This is a genomic window from Streptomyces sp. NPDC046909 (assembly GCF_040644695.1).
GTDB lineage: Bacteria > Actinomycetota > Actinomycetes > Streptomycetales > Streptomycetaceae > Streptomyces.
The window spans coordinates 779,965-795,809 of the sequence record NZ_JBEYXC010000005.1; the positions used below are offsets into that span (position 1 = coordinate 779,965).

Sequence of the window (15,845 nt, forward strand, 5' to 3'; positions counted from 1 at the left end):
ATGTCACAACGAGTGATCGATACTGTGCATGGTCAGCCCGGTCCATCCTTGTCAGCAGTTGGGCATGGCCTTCATGCTTCGGGCATGCGGCGGACTGCGTGGCTGGCAGTGGTGATGACGGTGGGGATGGGCGTGCTGCTGGGCTGGGGCGTGGCGTTCGCGCCCGCGTGGATCGTGCGGCACGACATCGGTGTCCACGGCGGGTCCCAGCTTTCGGCTGTCGACTGGCTGAAAGCGGTGAACGACGTACGCGTGGTGCTTCTGCAGGGCGCGGCGGGCTTGGTCGCGCTGGGCGGCATCGGGCTGGGTGCGGTGCTGACCCTGCGCCAGATCCGCGTGAGCCGGGAGGGGCAGTTCATCGACCTGTTCGCGCGGGCCATCGAGCACCTGTCGAGCGAGAAGGTGTCGGTGCGGCACGGCGGCGTGTACGCCATGGAGCAGATCGCCGACGCGGCGCCGCACTACCGCGGTCATGTGGCGGCGCTGCTGGCCTCCTTCGTCCGGCAGCAGGCCCCCTGGCCGCCGACCCGTCCGCCCGGTGAGGTGGACGTGGAACGGCCGCGCTACACCGGGGGCCTGCGCGATGACGTCGGCGGGGCCATTGCGGCGCTGAGCCGGCGCAGCATGGTTCTGCCGGGAGACAGCATCGAGCTGGAGAAGGTCGATCTGCGCGGCGCCGAGTTGATCGACCACGACCTGAGCGGGTTCTGCTTCGCCGGGTCCAACCTCGACGGAGCCAACCTCACCGGCTGCGACCTCTCGCACACGACGTTCGCGGATGCCAGCTTGAGGAACGCCAACCTGACGGGCACCACACTCACCGATGCGGATCTCACCGGCGCGGACCTCACCGGGGCCATCGGCATCGACACATCCCCCACGCCCCGTCGTGCTCCGGCCCCACAGAGCTGACGCCAAGTGAACTCGCCCTTCGTGTACGAGCCCTCACGCCAGACCCCAGTCCTGCGAATGATCACAGAGGGTTAGATTCGCATCTGGCCGTACGTGGGGAATTTCTGGTGGCCGCCGTCAGCATCGCCCTGCGTCAGGCGGGGCGCACGGACGAGGCCGTCGTCGCCCACTCCCGCGCACGCGACCTGTACCAGGAACTCAGCAACCGCGACCACGAGGCAACGGTCTGGAACGACCTCGGCATCGCCCTCCAGCAAGCGGGCCGCGTGGACGAGGCACGCTCCGCGTTCGTCACGGTCCGTGATCTGCGGGAGGAATCCGGGGACTGGTACCAGGCCGGAGTCGCCCTGCACAACCTGGCCTTGGTCCACCGCTCCCGTGCCGAACTCGGAGCAGCCCGCGCGTGCTGGGCACGCGCCGCCGAGGCGTTCTGCCAGGCGGACGCGCCCGCCGAGGCGGCCGAGGCGGCCGAGGCGCGGGGCTGGGCCCGGGGTGGTGAATGACGTGGCAGCCATCTGGGGAGACGCCAACCCACTCCGCAACGACCGGGACCACATCGACTTCCGCGGATCCCGGTTCATCGGACCGGTCACGGGCACGGCTGTGCACTTCCACTCCCGGGCCGACCGTGTCGCCGACGACTCACTGCCCGCCGGGCCGGTCATGTTCCTGGGACGCGACGACGAACTGGGCAGCCTGCTGAGCGTGCTGTGCCCGACCTCAGGGGCCGAGGAGCCGCTCGACCTGAGGGCGAACATCGTCGCCGGACCGCCTGGCATCGGAAAGTCGGCGCTGGCGCTTGGCTGCCGCACATCTGGCCAAGGAGCGGGACCGCTTCCCGGGCGGCGTGTTCTACGTCGACCTGTGCGGTCAGGAGGCGGAACCGCTGTCCGACAGCCGTGCCTTCGGGGTGCTCCTCAACTACCTCGGGCTGCATGATCTGGAGCTGCCCGAAGAGCCCGCGGCACGGCGTGGTCACTACCAGAGCCTCATGCGTCAGCGGCCGGGAGCCGCCCTCGTCCTGCTCGACAATGCCGCGCACGTCCACGGAGTGGAGCAACTGCTGCCCGCCGACGACCGGCACCGGATGCTCGTCACCACCCGTGGGAGCTGCGACGGCCTCGACGCCCACGGGCTCGTGCTGGGCGTGCTTCCCGACAAGGTCCGCGTCGAACTGCTCACCGCCCTGATCTGCATGGGTGACCCGACCGAGTCAAGACCGGACCGGGAGCCCGAGGCCCTGCACCAACTGGCCGAGATGTGCGGCGGGGTGCCGGGCAGGATCCGACAGGCCGCGGTCAGGTTGCGGCAGAACCGTGCCATGCCGATCGCCGCCTGCCTGGCCTCCCTGTGCGAGCAACGCGTCGCCGACGACTGGCTGTTGCCGCCCGGCCCAGCCATGGGGCGGCTCGGCGATCGGGGTGCGGTGCCACCTACAGGGCCCGGTCCATGATGTGCAGCCCCACCAGCCCGTGCCGCGGATGCTCGAACGCGTCCGGAACCGTGCCCAGGATCGTGAAGCCGAGGTCCAGCCTGCGGGTCGGCGGCGCGGCCCACCTTGCGGACCCGGTCGACGTTGATGGCCGTCACGCCCAGGTGGCGCAGTTCCTCCTGGGCGTGGTCGACGCGCTGCCCTGGCAGGACCTCGACGATGCCGACGCGCAGCGGGATGCCGCGGTATACGGCTTCGGCGATGTTGGCGCGGGTGCGCTGGTAGCTGCCCAGGCCGTTGGTGATCTGCTTGTGTTGGCCGGCCTGGTCGCTGTAGTAGCTGGTGGCCAGGCACACGCCGGGCTGCTGGAACGCCGCCCACAGGGCGGGCCGGACGTGGGTGAGGTTGGAGTACACCTCCACCCTCAGACCGAGGCCCAGGGCATGGCCGATGTACTGCGGCAGGTAAGGGGCGAGGGTCGGCTCGCCACCGATGAACTGCACGGCGGGAATGCCGAGTTCGGCGACGTCGGTGATGACCTGCTCCCAGTCCTGGCGGGTCATCGCGCCGGCGGATGCTGTGGGGCCGGAGCTGGTGCAGCAGTGATCGCACGTCAGCTGGCAGCGCTCGACCGAGCGGATGCCCGCCGGCGCCGAGTTGGTGGTCTGTGGGGACAGGGCCGTCGTCAACGGAGCCTCCTGGTGGTGGGTGAGAGTGTGAGGCCCGCCCCGGGCGCTCGACCTGTCCATGGCGGGGGACCCGGGGCGGGAGTTCAGGTGCCAGGCCTGTCGACGTAGCCGTGACAGGTGCACCCGCAGCGGCGTTGGATCAGCACGCCCGTATATCCGGGCAGCGGTATGTCCTTGGTCTGGCGGCAGTCTTGGTGCAGGCGTCGGTATCCGGGCCGTTGGGCGACCGCGCATTCGGCCGACAGCGACGAGGCCTCGGTGGTAGGCGTCACGACTCGGCCTCTTCGTTGGTGAGGATGTGGCCGAGCAGCGCGAGCTCGCATACGTCGGCCAGCGCGCACAGGGCGCCGGGCCTGGTTATCGGTGCCGACCAGTACGAGGCCAGCGTCCCCTTGTCCAGTGCCGTCAGGTCCGTGCGCGGTACCCCCAGGTAGGTTCCGCCCCCTAGGTACTCCGTACCGGGCGGTACGCGCACGGGGCCGGCGCTGGTCGGGACGAGGGCGTAGTAGCGGTCAAAGCCGGGGTCATGAATCACCGGCCCACGCAGACGTTCAGCAAGGCGAGCACCAACAGCGGACCCCTCGTCGCACTGGACCGCAGCGCGGACCAGTGCACCGGGGATGCGTACAGCCGACAGGTGATCCCCGAGCGGCAGCACAGTCACGCCGAGCTCTTGCCACTCCACGCGAGAGCGATCTCGCCCCTCGCGGACGAGACTCGACAGAAGCCAGCGCTCCACATCCAGCTGACGGTCCCCAGCGTGCACGAGCACGCCGGGCTCTGTCGCAACGGGCAACCGGGCCCGGTCAGTTGCTTCGTGCATGTTCTCCATGTGGCGATGCTGGCGGCCCTGAGCAGCGGTGCGGGAGTGTGTACGGGGCGTGAGCCGCGTTGGCCGCTTCACACACTGTGTGAAACGCAAAGCCGTACGCTCCACACACTGAGTGAATCGGGGGCACTGATGGAGCCGAACACACTCCTTGACGCACTACTCGACGAGGCCGGAATGTCCCGTGTGGGACTCGCCGCGCGCATCAACAGCGCGGGAGCAGCACAAGGGAAGCAGATGCGCTACGACCACAGCTCCGTCATCCGATGGCTCCGAGGCCAGCGCCCACGCGGCCGCACACCGGACATCATCGCCGAGGTCCTCAGCGCCAGACTGGGCCGGAGACTCACGCTTGAGGACATCGGCATGGGCGCCCGGTCCGCGCCCCAACCCGCGGGCACTCCCCTGGACGGATTCATCGGCAAGGCAACTGCCCTGTGGCGGGGCGACCACCAACAACGAGACGACCTGCAGAGAGCGCCCGTGATCACCGGTCTTCCTGCGGTCGGCCCCGTGTGGGAATGGGAAAACCCACCAGACGACTACGACGTCAGCAGCCGCGGCACGATCCGGGTGGGCCTGCCCGATGTCGAGCAACTGCGAACCGCGCGCAGCCACTACGAGCAGATGTACCGGAAGGCCGGCGGAGTCGCGACCCGCGGCAGAGTCCTCCGGTTCCTTGTAGAAGACACAGCGCCACTGATGCGGGGCACCTACTCGGATCAGACCGGACGCCAGCTGCATCGTGCCGTCGGCGGCCTGGTCGCCATCGCGGGCATCTGCGCCTACGACTCGAACGCCCAGGGCCTCGCCCAGCGCTACTACCACCAAGCCCTCCGGCTCGCCAAAGCCTCCGGCGACCGTGCGTTCGGCGGGTACGTGATAGCGCTGCTCGTCAACCACGCGTTGTTCATGGGCGAATACCGGCAGGCCATCGCGTTCGCCGAGGCCGGTCTACGAACCGCCGGAAGGGCGATCAGCCCCGCGCTCGCCTGTGACCTGCACGCCATGCAGGCCAAGGCCTACGCCCGCATGGGGGACCAGGAAGCAGCGCACCGAGCCATCACCGCCGCCGAGACTGCGTCCGGGCTGATCCGCCCCGACGAGGAACCCGCCGAGACCGGATACGTACAACCCGGCCTGCTGGAGAACGCGCTCGCCGACACACTGATGCGGCTCGGCGATACCGGCCCGGCGCAGCAGTACGCCGCCGAAGCTGCCGCGACCCAGACCCATGCCCGCGGCCGGGTACATCGCCTCGCAACTCTCGCCGATTGCGAGCTGCGCGCCGGCGAGGTCGATCGCGCGGCCGGGACGGCGAAGCTGATGCTCGACACAGTGCAGGGCATGGAGTCCCACCGGCTGTACGACCGGCTCACCTCGGTACGACAGAACCTCGCGGCCACCCGGAGCACGATCGTTGCGGAAGTAGTCGGCCGCATCGACGACACCCTGCGCATTCCGCTGTAGCCCTCGCGGCATGTTGGGATGGGGTGGTACCCGACGAGAGGCCGGACTGTGTCTGTGTGGCGGAACCTTGGCGAGCGCACCGTGTACGAGAACCGGTGGGTCAACGTCGCGATGGCCGATGTGGCGCTGCCCGACGGGCGGCACCTGGATCACACGGTCATCCGGCTGCGCCCGGTAGCTGTCGCCACGGTGGTGAACGAGGCGGACGAGGTGCTGCTGTTGTGGCGTCATCGGTTCATCACCGGTGCCTGGGGGTGGGAGCTCCCGTCGGGCGGCACGGGCGAGGGCGAGGACCCTGCTGTCGCGGCCGCGAGGGAGTTCGAGGAGGAGACGGGTTGGCGGCCAGGACCGATGCGCCTCCTGCTTGCCGTCGACCCGATGCCGGGGATCTCCACGAGTCACCATCGCGTCTACTGGTCCGACCAGGCCGAGCAGGTACGGGACGTTCCGGTCGACGCGATCGAGTCCGCGCGCCGCGAGTGGGTTCCGCTGGGGAAGGTTCCCGAGCTGGTGACTCGCGGCGAGGTCCGCTCGGCGAACGCAGTGGCCGCGCTCTTGATGTTGCATCACCTTCGTCTCGGCTAACGGCCCGGGCAGGCCGGCGCAGGGCGCGAGTGGCCTTCTCGGCAGAGCGCCAGCGGTCCGGTTTCGTCAGGATGCTGCATACCCGGCTCCTCGGAACGGCCTTCCGCCAGCGCGCACTTGGAAGGGTCGCGGTCGTTGGTTCAGCAGGCCGCGGAGCAGGGTGCTGTCACTGAGCGCTTTGAGAGTGGCCACTGATCGAGTGCCCCAGACCGGTTCGGGATGAGGACCGCAACGCACAAGGCTCTCGCGCCGTTGACGGAGGTGTTCGAAGTCTCAACCCATCGGCACCGGAGCCCTGTTGGTGATGGCGCTATTTGAAAACGGTTCTGGCCGCAGTTCCGGATGCTGTTGGTGATCTTCATCCCACCGGGTGAAGATCACCAACAGCATCCGGCGGACTGAACCGCTCCGGGTCTGATGGAGGCTCCGGACTGCCCCGAGTTGGGTGGAGTTGAGTTGCTTGGTTTCACGCTACTGGTGGGGTGCGGTAGTCGCTCACACACGGTGCCGCATCGAAACGTACAGTCCTGTGAAGTTGGCGGCCCCACGAGTCGGGCTCACCAGGGCGAGCGCGTTCAGCCGCGGTCGCCTCCGCTCTAGGCGCGTGGTCGATGTGATCACAGGTCGGTCCAGGGGCGGGGTTCGCCCCCGGCCAGCGGTACCCATACAGGCGCGGACGGGCTGTGTTCCTCGATGTCTTCCAGGACGGAGGCTGCCAGCTGGACCTCCCGTGCGAGGGCGGCGACGAGCGGGTGCTGGGCGGTCATGGCCTGCAGGTCGTTGATGCGGCCTTCCAGTCTGGAGCGGGAGGCGCCGGTGAGGATGAACAGGACGCGGGGGAAGACGGGATACCAACGGAGCCAGACCGGGCCGGTGGAGACGGGTCTGCGGCGGCCGACGGGCTGGGCTTCGTAGTGGAAGAGCCGGGCGTATTCGATGAGTTTTACGGCCAGGCGTTCGCTGCTCATGGTGGTGCGGTCGATTTCCACGAATGCGCGCAGTTTGCGGCGGTGTTCGCCGTCGACGACGGTGTAGTGCATGACCGCGTCGGCGACGAGCCGTTCGGCCTCACCGATGGAGTGGGCCACTTCGGGGGTCCAGTCCCAGGGGCCGTGTTCGTGCCCGAGTCGGCGGGCGTCTGCCGCGAAGGTCAGGTGGGTGCGTACGACGGTCAGGGTGTGCGGTGTTTTCAGCGATGCTGCGGTGGTCGAGGTGATGGGGTAGGGGGGCCGCCCTCGCAGGACGGGGAGGTCGCGGGTCACGCGCGCCCCTTCGGGGGTGAGGTACCAGGCGTGCGTACGAGAGCGGTTCGCGTCCGGCAGCGGGGTGAGGTCGACGAGGCCGGTGGTGCGCAGCTTGTTCAGCACTCGGGAGAGCAACTGGCGGGTGCCGTCCGGCCGCAGCATCTGGCGCAGCTGGCCGGTGGTGGCCATGCGGTGCAGGGCGAGCGCGGTCAGGACCTGCAGGCGCAGCGGTTCACGAGGGCTGGGGGCCAGTTCGGCGGCCGCGGTATCGGAAGGGGAACGGGTCATGGAGGGGAGGCAACCCTCAGCCTCCGACCCGGCCCCCGACCACGGGACCCCGACCACGGTCACGACCCGAGAACGACGTCGTGGTCGGGGCCGTGGCCGGGGCGGTCAGAGGACAGCGATGGCCGGTCCGCAGCAGCATCTGCTGCTGCGGGGCGTGGTGGCGAGCCACGCCGTGCCGGCCATCGTGCGGCGCCCGGTCCGCAAGGGACCAACTCCCCTAACCGGGGGCCGCGTTCAGGGGGTGGTGGGCGGGAGTCCGCTCACTCTCGGGGGCGGCCGGGGGGCTTGCGTTGCGCGGCCTGTTCGAGGATGCGCCGGCGTGTCCAGCGGCGGCGTCCGTTCTGGCGGCCGGCGTGCTCGGCGACGCCGTCGGTGGTTTCCAGGAGCGGGAGGTTGCCCTGGGACAGGCTGCTGGAGAAGGAGCCGAGGCTCTTGTACCCGAGCAGGGCGGCCGCGGCGCTGGCGCCCAGGAGTTCGTCGGGGTCGCCGTCGACGGGAATGTCGGGGAGGGGCGGCGCCGCCTTGTTTCCTGCCCGTCGGCCGCGGCCGGGCCGGGTCTGCAGCCAGTTCAGGAGGGTCTGCACGCGCCATTGCTGGCGGCGGTAGGGGTTGTCGGGTGTGCCCATCTCCTCGACGACGTCCGGTTCGGGGAAGTAGCCGGGGTGGTCGCGTACGAAGGTGGTGACCTGGTTGGCGTTCTTGTAGCCGAGGAACCTCGAGGCGTCCGCCGCGTTCAGCAGCTCCTCCGGATCGCGGGCGGGCGGCTTGTACCCCTGCAGGCGGGCGGGCGCGCGGTGGGCGAACCACTGCGTGACTTCTGCGTGGTCCCACAGGCGGGCGCGGCCGCGCATGGCGACGGGCTCGGGGAAGGCCTTGCCGGTGGCGTTCTCGGTGCGGCCGGTGTAGAGGCCGCTGACGCGCGCGGAGGTGAGGCCGTGTTCGGCCGCGATCTCGGCAGCGTCGGCCAGGCGAGGCTCGCGGCGCGAGGTCATGGCACAACCGTCCGTCCTGTCAGCGGCGGGCCGGCCAGCCCGGCCCGCAAAACAAATAATGGCAGGAGTTGCGGGGGGAGGTCCAGCCTGCGGCCCGGGGTTTCTCCCGGCCGGCCGCCCGGGCCTACTCTTCGGGGATCAGGCAGATGCCGCGGCGTGCGGCGTCCTCGGCCATTTCGGTGTAGGCCATGGCGGCCGGCGTCATCTCCCACTCGACCAGGGCCAGCAGCAGGATCGCCTCGTCGCGGCCCTGCGTGGCGTCACAGGGCATGCCGGCGGTGTCCGCGGCGAACAGCAGGTCCGCGGTGGCCAGCCCGTCGAGACGTGCTGCCACCTCCCGGTGCAGCTCCTGCAGGCCCTGCTGGTACAGCTCGTTCGCCTCGCCCAGGAGCAGCACCAGGTCCTCGCCGTGGCTGGCCGGTGCCGCTGCAGCGAGATCGAGGATGCGCTGGGTGGTCGTCGTTATCATGAGGAGTATCCCCCCAGAGGGGCGGTGCGCGGTGTGGTGGTCAGTGGCAGCCGTCGCACCCGGCGGCGCTGTGCAGGAGCTCGCCCGGCCCGGTGCGGGCCTTGGAGTCCCGTGTAGTGGAAGACGGTGCCGTCCGGCAGGAGCTTCACCGTCCGGGCGGTGGCCCGGCTGGCGTAGAGCGCGTTGGTGGCGGCGTTATGGGGGTCGTTCGTTTCTGTCCGTTGTCCGTTCTCCGCAGTACTCCCACCCACCTGCAGTCCACACACGGCAGCCCGCGCCGACACCATCGCTCGTCGGCCGTACCTCGGGCTCCTGCACAGTGTGGTGCTGGCCGAGGCTGGTAACAATGGCACGGATCGTCTTCTCGTCCGCAGCAGTAATCATGAGGTGAGCCACTCCGTCCTCTCGAAGGGCGGCCCATGGGGCAGCGGCGGTCATTACAACTCCTCGCATGGTCGGCAACGCGGTCAGTTGAGGAGACACTGCTCAACCACAGCACAGTTCGCAGCTCTGGGAAAGATCACCCCAACGGGACTCTCCTCCCAGTGGTCGCCCTGCCTTTCACCAAGGTCAAGTCGACCGGCACATACTCCAGCCAGGTACTGCCGCAGGCCAAGGACCTGAACCTCCCCCACAGCGAGGCAAGCATCAGCTGAACCCCAAGTGAGCGAAGATGACGTCCCGTACGCGGAAGACAGCGTCGGGGTCGATCACCGCGAGTACGGGGACCGCGTGGTGCCAGCAGTTCGGAGTGAGGGCCTCTGCGAGGAGGGCTCGTGCGCGGGGGAGGTCAGGGCCGGAGGGGGGTGGATGGTGGAGAGTGGCCAGGCGGCGGGTGAGCAGCTCGTCGTGCCTGTCGAAGAAGCTGGAGAACGGGACCGGTACGCGGTCTCCGGGCAGTGCGGCTACGTACGCGGCGAGGTGGGCGAAGAGCTTCGCGCGTTGCTCCGTGTCCTCTTCGCGCCGAGCCATGGCCCAGGCCGTATCGTGGTCCCCGAGCGCGGCATAGGCGATGGCCGCCGCTCTCATTGCCGAGGGGAAGTCGGACCGCTCAGAAATTGCCGCGTCGAGGCGGCTGCGGGCGGCGGCCGGGTCGGCCGCAGCGGTCAGCAGGCTGAGCAGCACCTGTCTCATGACCGGCCGGTTCACGTCGTGGTTCTCATCCAGGTCGGCCAGAAGTCGCCCAAGACGTGCACTGCGTTCGCTGTGCTGTGACCCCACAGCGACGAGCACCGGTGCGAGGGACATGAGCTGCGACGGGACATACACGAGATCATGTTGGGAGGCGTGAAGCAGCACGTCGTCCACCAGTTGCCCAGCCATCTCCGGATCGTGTGGCCACAACCCCGCGGCAGCCTCCACGCGTGCATGACGCTCGTCATACGTCGCCGGACCGCTTCTTGCCCCAAGGATGTCCGCAACGCGTTCGGCCGCGCCCGCCCACCCCAGCGCCTGGACGACAGTCTCGATGGGGAATTCGTCCAACACGGGTTCGTCGATCTCGACGGGTTCGTCGATCTCGGCAATCAGGTCGGCGGCTCCTTCGGCGAGACGCAGCGCCCGGCCCGGATTGCTGTCCGCGACAGCCAGGGAAACGGCGGCAAGGCCCCAGGCTCGCCATTTGATCGTACTGATCGCCGCTGCGAGTCGCTCCGCCTCGTCGGGCCGACCGATGGCGGCGAGGGCAGCCGCCAGGGCGGCGAGCCGGCCCTGATGAAGCTCGGGAAACAGTACGGCCGTTGGCCGCGGTCCGTGCTCCGCCATGTGGAGCAGGTCCAGCGATCGCTGCGGATCGTCAGTGGCGCAGTGGTCGGCGAGAGTGACGAGCGCTACGGCGGCCTGACTCCATGACCCGTCCCACACTGAGGTGTACTCCCGGGTCAGCAGCACGGTGACCAACTGCTCGGCGGCACCGGCCCTTGAGAGGAGCTCGGTGACTCGCTGGATGGCATCGTCGGTCTCGCTGCGGAGGTGGAACGTCGTCTCCAGGAAGGTTTCGAGTGCCGCCCAGGCCTCAGCCGCCGCGCCCTTGCGGGCCCACGCCTCAGCGAGCATCAACCAGGTGAAACCAAAGATTTCCTCGATGTCGTGCCAGGCGGAGTCGGCAAGCTGTTGGGCATCTGTCATCCGCTCTGCGGCGACCAACGCCCAGACGGCGCCTATCTCCCACCCCTCCTCCTCGGTCTCCTGCTGTCCTCTGTTCAGTTTCGCTGCGGCCATTGAAGCCATCTTCCGGGCCTTATGGGGATGCCTGTCACACAGCGCCGCCCAGACAGCCGCAGGAACATTGTCGAGTTCGCTCGTGTCACGTTGGGCGAGCCCGACAACCGAGTCGTAGAGCCGAGACGCGTCATCGGGGAAGCCGCAGTCCGACCACGCATCGGCGACGCTCACCAGAACTCGGACTCGGTACGGAACGAGTTTGATCAGCTCGGCGGTCTCCTCCGCCAGCCGAAGCAGGCCGACCACACCCGCTGGGTTCCGCAGAGCGGTGGCGGTCATGACCAATGCCTTGACGCAGGCTGTGGCTTCCCAGCGGTAGTCAGACGACCTAGGCATTTCATCGAACTCGCGCGAAGCTTCTTCCTCGCGACGCGCCAGCGCCAGAGCAGTGGCTCGCGTGCCCTGCGCCACCGAGCCCCTGTATGTGAGGTAGCCGCCCCCCCGAGGCTCTGCCACCGCCTCCTCCGCCAGCCGCGCCGCCTCCTCCGCCAGCCCCGCCGCCCGCTGGTCACCCGCCTCCGCCAGGACCCGCGCCACACCGAGCACCGCCCAGGCCCGGTACTCGGGCACGGAGACACTGCGGGCAAGGCCGATGGCCTGCCGAACCCGACCGAGGCGCGCGTACACGGCCGGGATGTCTCGATTCAGTGCATCATTACGCGCGGCTACTAGATACCCCGCGGCCGCCAGCGCGCCCAGTGCCCCCAGATCGTCGGGCGCGACCCGCCGGACTGTCTCGCGAGCGGTCGCGATCTCCGCAAGGCACACCTCATCGCTCCACGTGGCCTCCCGCAGCCTTTCCCGCCGGCGGGCATTCGTGACGAGGGCCGTGGCCCGGCGCGCGTCCTGGAGGAGCATGACCAGGCGGCCGTAGGGCTGAAGCAGGTATTGCGGGGTCTCCTGCGGCCAGCCCCGGCGCTCGTAGGTCTCCGCCCAGGCATGCACGCGCGCCAAGTACGCGTCTACGTCTGGCCCGAGTTCCTCCTGGGCGGCGACGAGAAGTGTGTCGTGGGCGAAGAGGTAGCCACGGCTCGTGGTGTACGACGTCACGTCGCCGTCGGCGCTGTCGACACCGGCGCCCCGCAGACGCAGGATGCGGCCGAACGCGTTACCAAGGCTCCGCCTCAGCGCATGGCCGGGCTCGCCCGTCAGTTCACGCAAGTCATCGACCGTGAGCGTGCCTCGCGCGGCGGTGAGCAGGCCGACCATGTCCCGTTCCAACTGGTCACCGGAGAGCGCGCGTTGGAGTTCGTATCTGGCCTCGTGCTCGGTGTGGCGGGCCGCTTGCGAGGTAGCAAGCTCCACGACCGGGCAGTGCCTCAGCGGATGTCCGCCACCAACGTCCGGCGGAATGCCGGGGCTCGGCCGACTCGTCACCAGGACACGCAAATTCGGCGGGAGCCGCTCCGGCAGGAGCGATGCGATGCTGGTCCCCGACCCGCCCGGTACCCGGGACTGGTCCTCGTCCAGACCGTCGACGACGAGCAGCAGTGTGCCGCCGTCCCGCCCGACCCGATCCGCCGCCTGCTCCAGCAGCAAGCGGCGTTCGCCATGCCGGGCCGCCGCCGAACCTGGCGGAAGCGGCGCGCGGCCCACGATGGCCGCGAGTTGGTCGACGACCGCCGCCGTGTACGCGTCGCCGTCGGACTGCCCGGCATATCGCGCGGTGATGAAGAACCACACCGGCACGACCCCGCGCGGTGGATGCAGGGCGAACCAGGCCGCCAGTGCCGTCTTTCCTGCCCAGGGGTGACCCTGCAACCAAAGGTACCGCTCCGGGCCGCTGCAGAAGGAGACCAGGTCCGCGAGTTCCGCCTCGCGCTCGTCCAGCAACTCAGGTGCGATATCAGAGAGTTGGGCACGATAGACCTCCTGGACGAGGTCTAGGGAGCCCACGGGCACGGCGGACGGCAGCGCCCCGAGGTCCTGCCCCAACAACTGGGACAGAGCGGCTGTATCCGTCGCGCCCAGCGCATCTGCCCACCGGTCCACCCGCCCCGCCGCGACGCGTCCTGTCCCCTCCCTGCGGTGATGCCGGCTCACGACACCGACCAGATGTCCGCCGCTGAAGACTGCCGCCCCCGACATCCCCTCCCAGGCATCCCGCTCGGGTTCCGGATCATCGGCGGGCGGCGCCGCGATCCTCAAGTCCAGGGTGCCCTCGCGCCGGTTGGCCAGCACCGCGCATCTCGCGTCCATGTGCTCGGCGTCCCGGAAGCGTCCGCCTGCTGCGTTCGTGCGGAGCTTGAAGCGCGGGAAACCCATCGCCGTACAGCTGAGCACGGCGTCCTGTTCGCCGACGGCGCCGAAGGAAGCAGCATCAACGGCATCGGTCTCCGGCAGTGTCAGTACGGCGACGTCGATGCCGTCATGCGCCCACGCCACCGTCGCCTCGACGACCCTCTCGTCCGGCCGGTCGGCCTGGAAGCGGACCCGGACGCCACCCGCGCCCGCGACCACATGTGCCGCCGTGAGAACGGTCCCCGACGCGATGAGATACCCGGACCCCCTCCGCCCCTTGCCGTCCCCGTCCGGCAGACTGACAATGATCTCCGCGGCCCGCTCCGGGCTCAGCCCCCGCTCAGATCTCGTCGTCAACCACGTCACCCGTGATCATCGCTGGCTCCCCCGAACCCCCGCCAGGCGGTACAACCTTGGGGGTGAGCGTAAGCGTGATCCGCTGCGTCTCGGCGTGCCCGTACTTCCCGTTCGCCCCGGCATCCACGACCCACAGCCGCACCTTCGCATCGCCGCCGTCCTCCCGAGTGACCGCGACCGACGCCTCGACCTCGACGGGCCCCAGCTCGAATCGCAGCATCCGCCCGTCACCGTCCGCCAGCGCACTGGTCAGCTGTTCCCGCAACTCCCGGATCATGTCGGCCAGTTCAATCACGCGTCCCCCCTTTGTGTGGCGGTGCTCAGATGCTACAAGCCCCCGGCACCGCATACTGGTTCCGAGAGCACCCAGGCCAGTGCGCCTTGCCGGTCTCGCGGTGACCCGCCCGCGCAACGCGCCCCGGCCGAACGGGGGAAGACCGGCTGGCGTGCCCCACTGATCGAGGGCGGGGCGGGGCCCGCCAGTTGTTGTCGCCGAACGCCTCCGAGAACGCGTTCTTATCCTGGTCGATCGAGCTGCACGTCGCGTCCTCAACACGGAATCATCGCTCGCCATCAACGCGATACAGCCCCTGTCACACACAGTGAGCACAACTCGGGGCAGCCTGTATCCCCCCGAGAGAGTTCGACTGCCCCCTCCGTGCAATGGAAAGCAGCCTCAAGGCACTCTGAACATGTCCGCACCCGCATAAGCCGCGTAGATCGTGCCGACGTGCCCAGGTATGACCAGAACTCCCGACGCGGTCCGGCGCGGGACCGGGTCCGCGAACGAGACGCCCCCGTGTACACCGCTGGCGAGCAGGCGTTTGAGGCAGTTCGCGAGGAACCATGACTCCGAATTCGCCGGGCACTCATGCAGCAGGACGAACCGCGAGCACACCAACGACTCGGTGAACGGCCGGAGCTCGGGCAGTGGCTTGGTGAGGACGGCGGTGCTGACCGGCACGGCGAACACGGTCACCCCGCACAGCCGCCGCTGGCCGTCGACGACGTCGTACAGGCCGAACTGCGCCGTCACTGCCGGGTACGAGCCGGAGCCTTCGGAGCCCGACGCGATGGTCGGTCCAGCATGTTCCTGATCCAGGCGGCGACGGTGTCCGCGCGGGCCGGTAGCGGGTCCGTGCCTTCAGCTGAACAGAACCGCAGGTGGTCCTCGACCGCCCGTCCGTACGCGTCGACCGTGTTGGGTGCTCGCCCGATGTTGGCTGTGAACTGCAGGCACCGGCGAGCCAGTTGGTGTTCTGCGACAGTGGGGAACTTGCCCCACGGGATCGGGGCCATGGCTGCAGGCTAGCGACCTCGTGCATAGTTGGCCGTGGGCACGTCGGGGGCGGTCGGTGCGGCTATCGCGGTGGGTTGGCGATTCCTCGGCCGATGGTGTGGGCCGCCTCGCGGAGGGCGCTGTCGACGCGGTCGTGCGGGGTGCTGGTGGGCAGGGTGACGAAGACCGCCGCCACGGCCCGGTCGTGACGCAACACCGGTGCAGCGAAGGAGAGTTCACCCAGTACGTACTCTTCGTGGGCCGTGGCCAAGCCGGTCTCCCTGATGCGGATCAGCTGGGAGCCGAGGGCGCCCGGAGCGGTCACCGTGTGGCGGGTGTGGCGTCGTACTTCCGCCAGCGGGCCGTGGCCGTGGGCGAGGAGGATCTTGCCGGCCGACGTGGCGTACAGGGGCAGACGTTTGCCGCTGACCAGACACAGGGCTGTGCCCCCGGAGGGGACGGCGATGTCCGCGTGGCCGCCGGTGCGGGATGTGAGCGTGCGGAGGGCGGGGAGTGAGATGTCGAGCAGGCCGCGCGGGCAGGGGGCCGCGGCGCCGATGGCGCGGATGCGGGTGCCCAGGCGGTAGGAGCCATCGGCCGCCCGCTCCAGCCCGCCCCACGCGACCAGCTCTCGCACCATCCGTAGTGCCGTCGGCACCGGCAGTCCCGTCCGGCGGGCGATCTCCGTCAGACGCAGCGTGGCCGGCGCGCCAACGAACGCGTCCAGCACTGAGAAGACCCGCCCGGCAACGCTCTCGGCCATTTCGCACCCCGCGTTTTCGTTTTCATCCAGTGAAAGTCCGGCGTTGTCGCCGCACCGCACGCCCCGCGAAGG

General features: G+C 69.3%; 13 protein-coding genes and 2 pseudogenes. 5 read left to right on the plus strand and 10 right to left on the minus strand.

Annotated features, from left to right (window positions below):
* Positions 1-126: 126 nt before the first annotated feature.
* The 3 genes from ABZ928_RS20590 to ABZ928_RS20600 all read left to right on the plus strand — a co-directional run bounded on the left by ABZ928_RS20590 (position 127) and on the right by ABZ928_RS20600 (position 2,365).
* On the plus strand, positions 127-912 hold the full coding sequence (locus ABZ928_RS20590) for a pentapeptide repeat-containing protein (protein WP_361520593.1): 786 nt from the start codon (positions 127-129) through the stop codon (positions 910-912).
* A 107-nt stretch (positions 913-1,019) separates the two neighbouring features.
* Positions 1,020-1,415, plus strand: coding sequence for a tetratricopeptide repeat protein (locus tag ABZ928_RS20595; RefSeq protein ID WP_361520596.1), 396 nt, complete (start codon positions 1,020-1,022; stop codon positions 1,413-1,415).
* A gap of 296 nt (positions 1,416-1,711) precedes the next feature.
* On the plus strand, positions 1,712-2,365 hold the full coding sequence (locus ABZ928_RS20600; protein ID WP_361520761.1) for a hypothetical protein: 654 nt from the start codon (positions 1,712-1,714) through the stop codon (positions 2,363-2,365).
* Here the strand turns inward: ABZ928_RS20600 and ABZ928_RS20605 are convergent.
* The 3 genes and pseudogenes from ABZ928_RS20605 to ABZ928_RS20615 all read right to left on the minus strand — a co-directional run.
* Positions 2,346-2,438 (minus strand): annotated as a pseudogene (locus tag ABZ928_RS20605) (GNAT family N-acetyltransferase); the annotation flags it as partial. The gene ABZ928_RS20600 and the pseudogene ABZ928_RS20605 sit on opposite strands and share 20 nt — an antisense overlap.
* 91 nt (positions 2,439-2,529) lie before the next feature.
* Positions 2,530-3,267: pseudogene (locus tag ABZ928_RS20610) on the minus strand (radical SAM protein); the annotation flags it as partial.
* Between the two features lie 34 nt (positions 3,268-3,301).
* Positions 3,302-3,865 carry a hypothetical protein gene (locus tag ABZ928_RS20615; protein ID WP_361520599.1) on the minus strand — a complete coding sequence of 188 codons (564 nt, stop codon included), beginning with the start codon at positions 3,863-3,865 and terminating at the stop codon, positions 3,302-3,304.
* A gap of 129 nt (positions 3,866-3,994) precedes the next feature.
* Between ABZ928_RS20615 and ABZ928_RS20620 the strand changes: the two genes are divergently transcribed.
* Both ABZ928_RS20620 and ABZ928_RS20625 read left to right on the plus strand, forming a co-directional pair.
* Positions 3,995-5,332 carry a transcriptional regulator gene (locus ABZ928_RS20620; RefSeq protein WP_361520602.1) on the plus strand — a complete coding sequence of 446 codons (1,338 nt, stop codon included), beginning with the start codon at positions 3,995-3,997 and terminating at the stop codon, positions 5,330-5,332.
* Between the two features lie 18 nt (positions 5,333-5,350).
* On the plus strand, positions 5,351-5,917 hold the full coding sequence (locus ABZ928_RS20625) for an NUDIX hydrolase (protein ID WP_361520604.1): 567 nt from the start codon (positions 5,351-5,353) through the stop codon (positions 5,915-5,917).
* Positions 5,918-6,534: 617 nt separating this feature from the next.
* On the opposite strand, the gene ABZ928_RS20630 is transcribed toward ABZ928_RS20625, so the two are convergent.
* The 7 genes from ABZ928_RS20630 to ABZ928_RS20660 form a co-directional block, all read right to left on the minus strand.
* On the minus strand, positions 6,535-7,449 hold the full coding sequence (locus ABZ928_RS20630; RefSeq protein WP_361520607.1) for a replication-relaxation family protein: 915 nt from the start codon (positions 7,447-7,449) through the stop codon (positions 6,535-6,537).
* Between the two features lie 260 nt (positions 7,450-7,709).
* The gene (locus tag ABZ928_RS20635) at positions 7,710-8,441 is read right to left on the minus strand and encodes a hypothetical protein (RefSeq protein WP_361520609.1); all 732 of its coding nucleotides are present in this window, start codon (positions 8,439-8,441) and stop codon (positions 7,710-7,712) included.
* Positions 8,442-8,565: 124 nt separating this feature from the next.
* A complete protein-coding gene (locus tag ABZ928_RS20640) occupies positions 8,566-8,910 on the minus strand; it encodes a hypothetical protein (protein WP_361520612.1) in 345 nt (114 codons plus the stop codon).
* A gap of 648 nt (positions 8,911-9,558) precedes the next feature.
* A complete protein-coding gene (locus ABZ928_RS20645) occupies positions 9,559-13,731 on the minus strand; it encodes a trypsin-like peptidase domain-containing protein (protein WP_361520614.1) in 4,173 nt (1,390 codons plus the stop codon).
* Positions 13,715-14,026, minus strand: a complete 312-nt coding sequence (locus tag ABZ928_RS20650) for a trypco2 family protein (RefSeq protein WP_361520616.1) — start codon at positions 14,024-14,026, stop codon at positions 13,715-13,717. The genes ABZ928_RS20645 and ABZ928_RS20650 overlap by 17 nt, the downstream gene beginning before the upstream one ends.
* 381 nt (positions 14,027-14,407) lie before the next feature.
* On the minus strand, positions 14,408-14,767 hold the full coding sequence (locus ABZ928_RS20655) for a hypothetical protein (protein ID WP_361520619.1): 360 nt from the start codon (positions 14,765-14,767) through the stop codon (positions 14,408-14,410).
* A 325-nt stretch (positions 14,768-15,092) separates the two neighbouring features.
* Positions 15,093-15,773, minus strand: a complete 681-nt coding sequence (locus tag ABZ928_RS20660) for an IclR family transcriptional regulator C-terminal domain-containing protein (RefSeq protein ID WP_361520622.1) — start codon at positions 15,771-15,773, stop codon at positions 15,093-15,095.
* Between the last annotated feature and the right edge of the window lie 72 nt (positions 15,774-15,845).

Bases quoted from the DNA above. Each gene is read 5' to 3' on its own strand.
- ABZ928_RS20590 (WP_361520593.1), top strand. From the start codon at position 127: ATGGGCGTGCTGCTGGGCTGGGGCGTGGCGTTCGCGCCCGCGTGGATC.
- ABZ928_RS20615 (WP_361520599.1), bottom strand. From the start codon at position 3,865: ATGGAGAACATGCACGAAGCAACTGACCGGGCCCGGTTGCCCGTTGCG.
- ABZ928_RS20620 (WP_361520602.1), top strand. From the start codon at position 3,995: ATGGAGCCGAACACACTCCTTGACGCACTACTCGACGAGGCCGGAATG.
- ABZ928_RS20625 (WP_361520604.1), top strand. From the start codon at position 5,351: ATGGGGTGGTACCCGACGAGAGGCCGGACTGTGTCTGTGTGGCGGAAC.
- ABZ928_RS20630 (WP_361520607.1), bottom strand. From the start codon at position 7,449: ATGACCCGTTCCCCTTCCGATACCGCGGCCGCCGAACTGGCCCCCAGC.
- ABZ928_RS20635 (WP_361520609.1), bottom strand. From the start codon at position 8,441: ATGACCTCGCGCCGCGAGCCTCGCCTGGCCGACGCTGCCGAGATCGCG.
- ABZ928_RS20640 (WP_361520612.1), bottom strand. From the start codon at position 8,910: ATGATAACGACGACCACCCAGCGCATCCTCGATCTCGCTGCAGCGGCA.
- ABZ928_RS20660 (WP_361520622.1), bottom strand. From the start codon at position 15,773: ATGGCCGAGAGCGTTGCCGGGCGGGTCTTCTCAGTGCTGGACGCGTTC.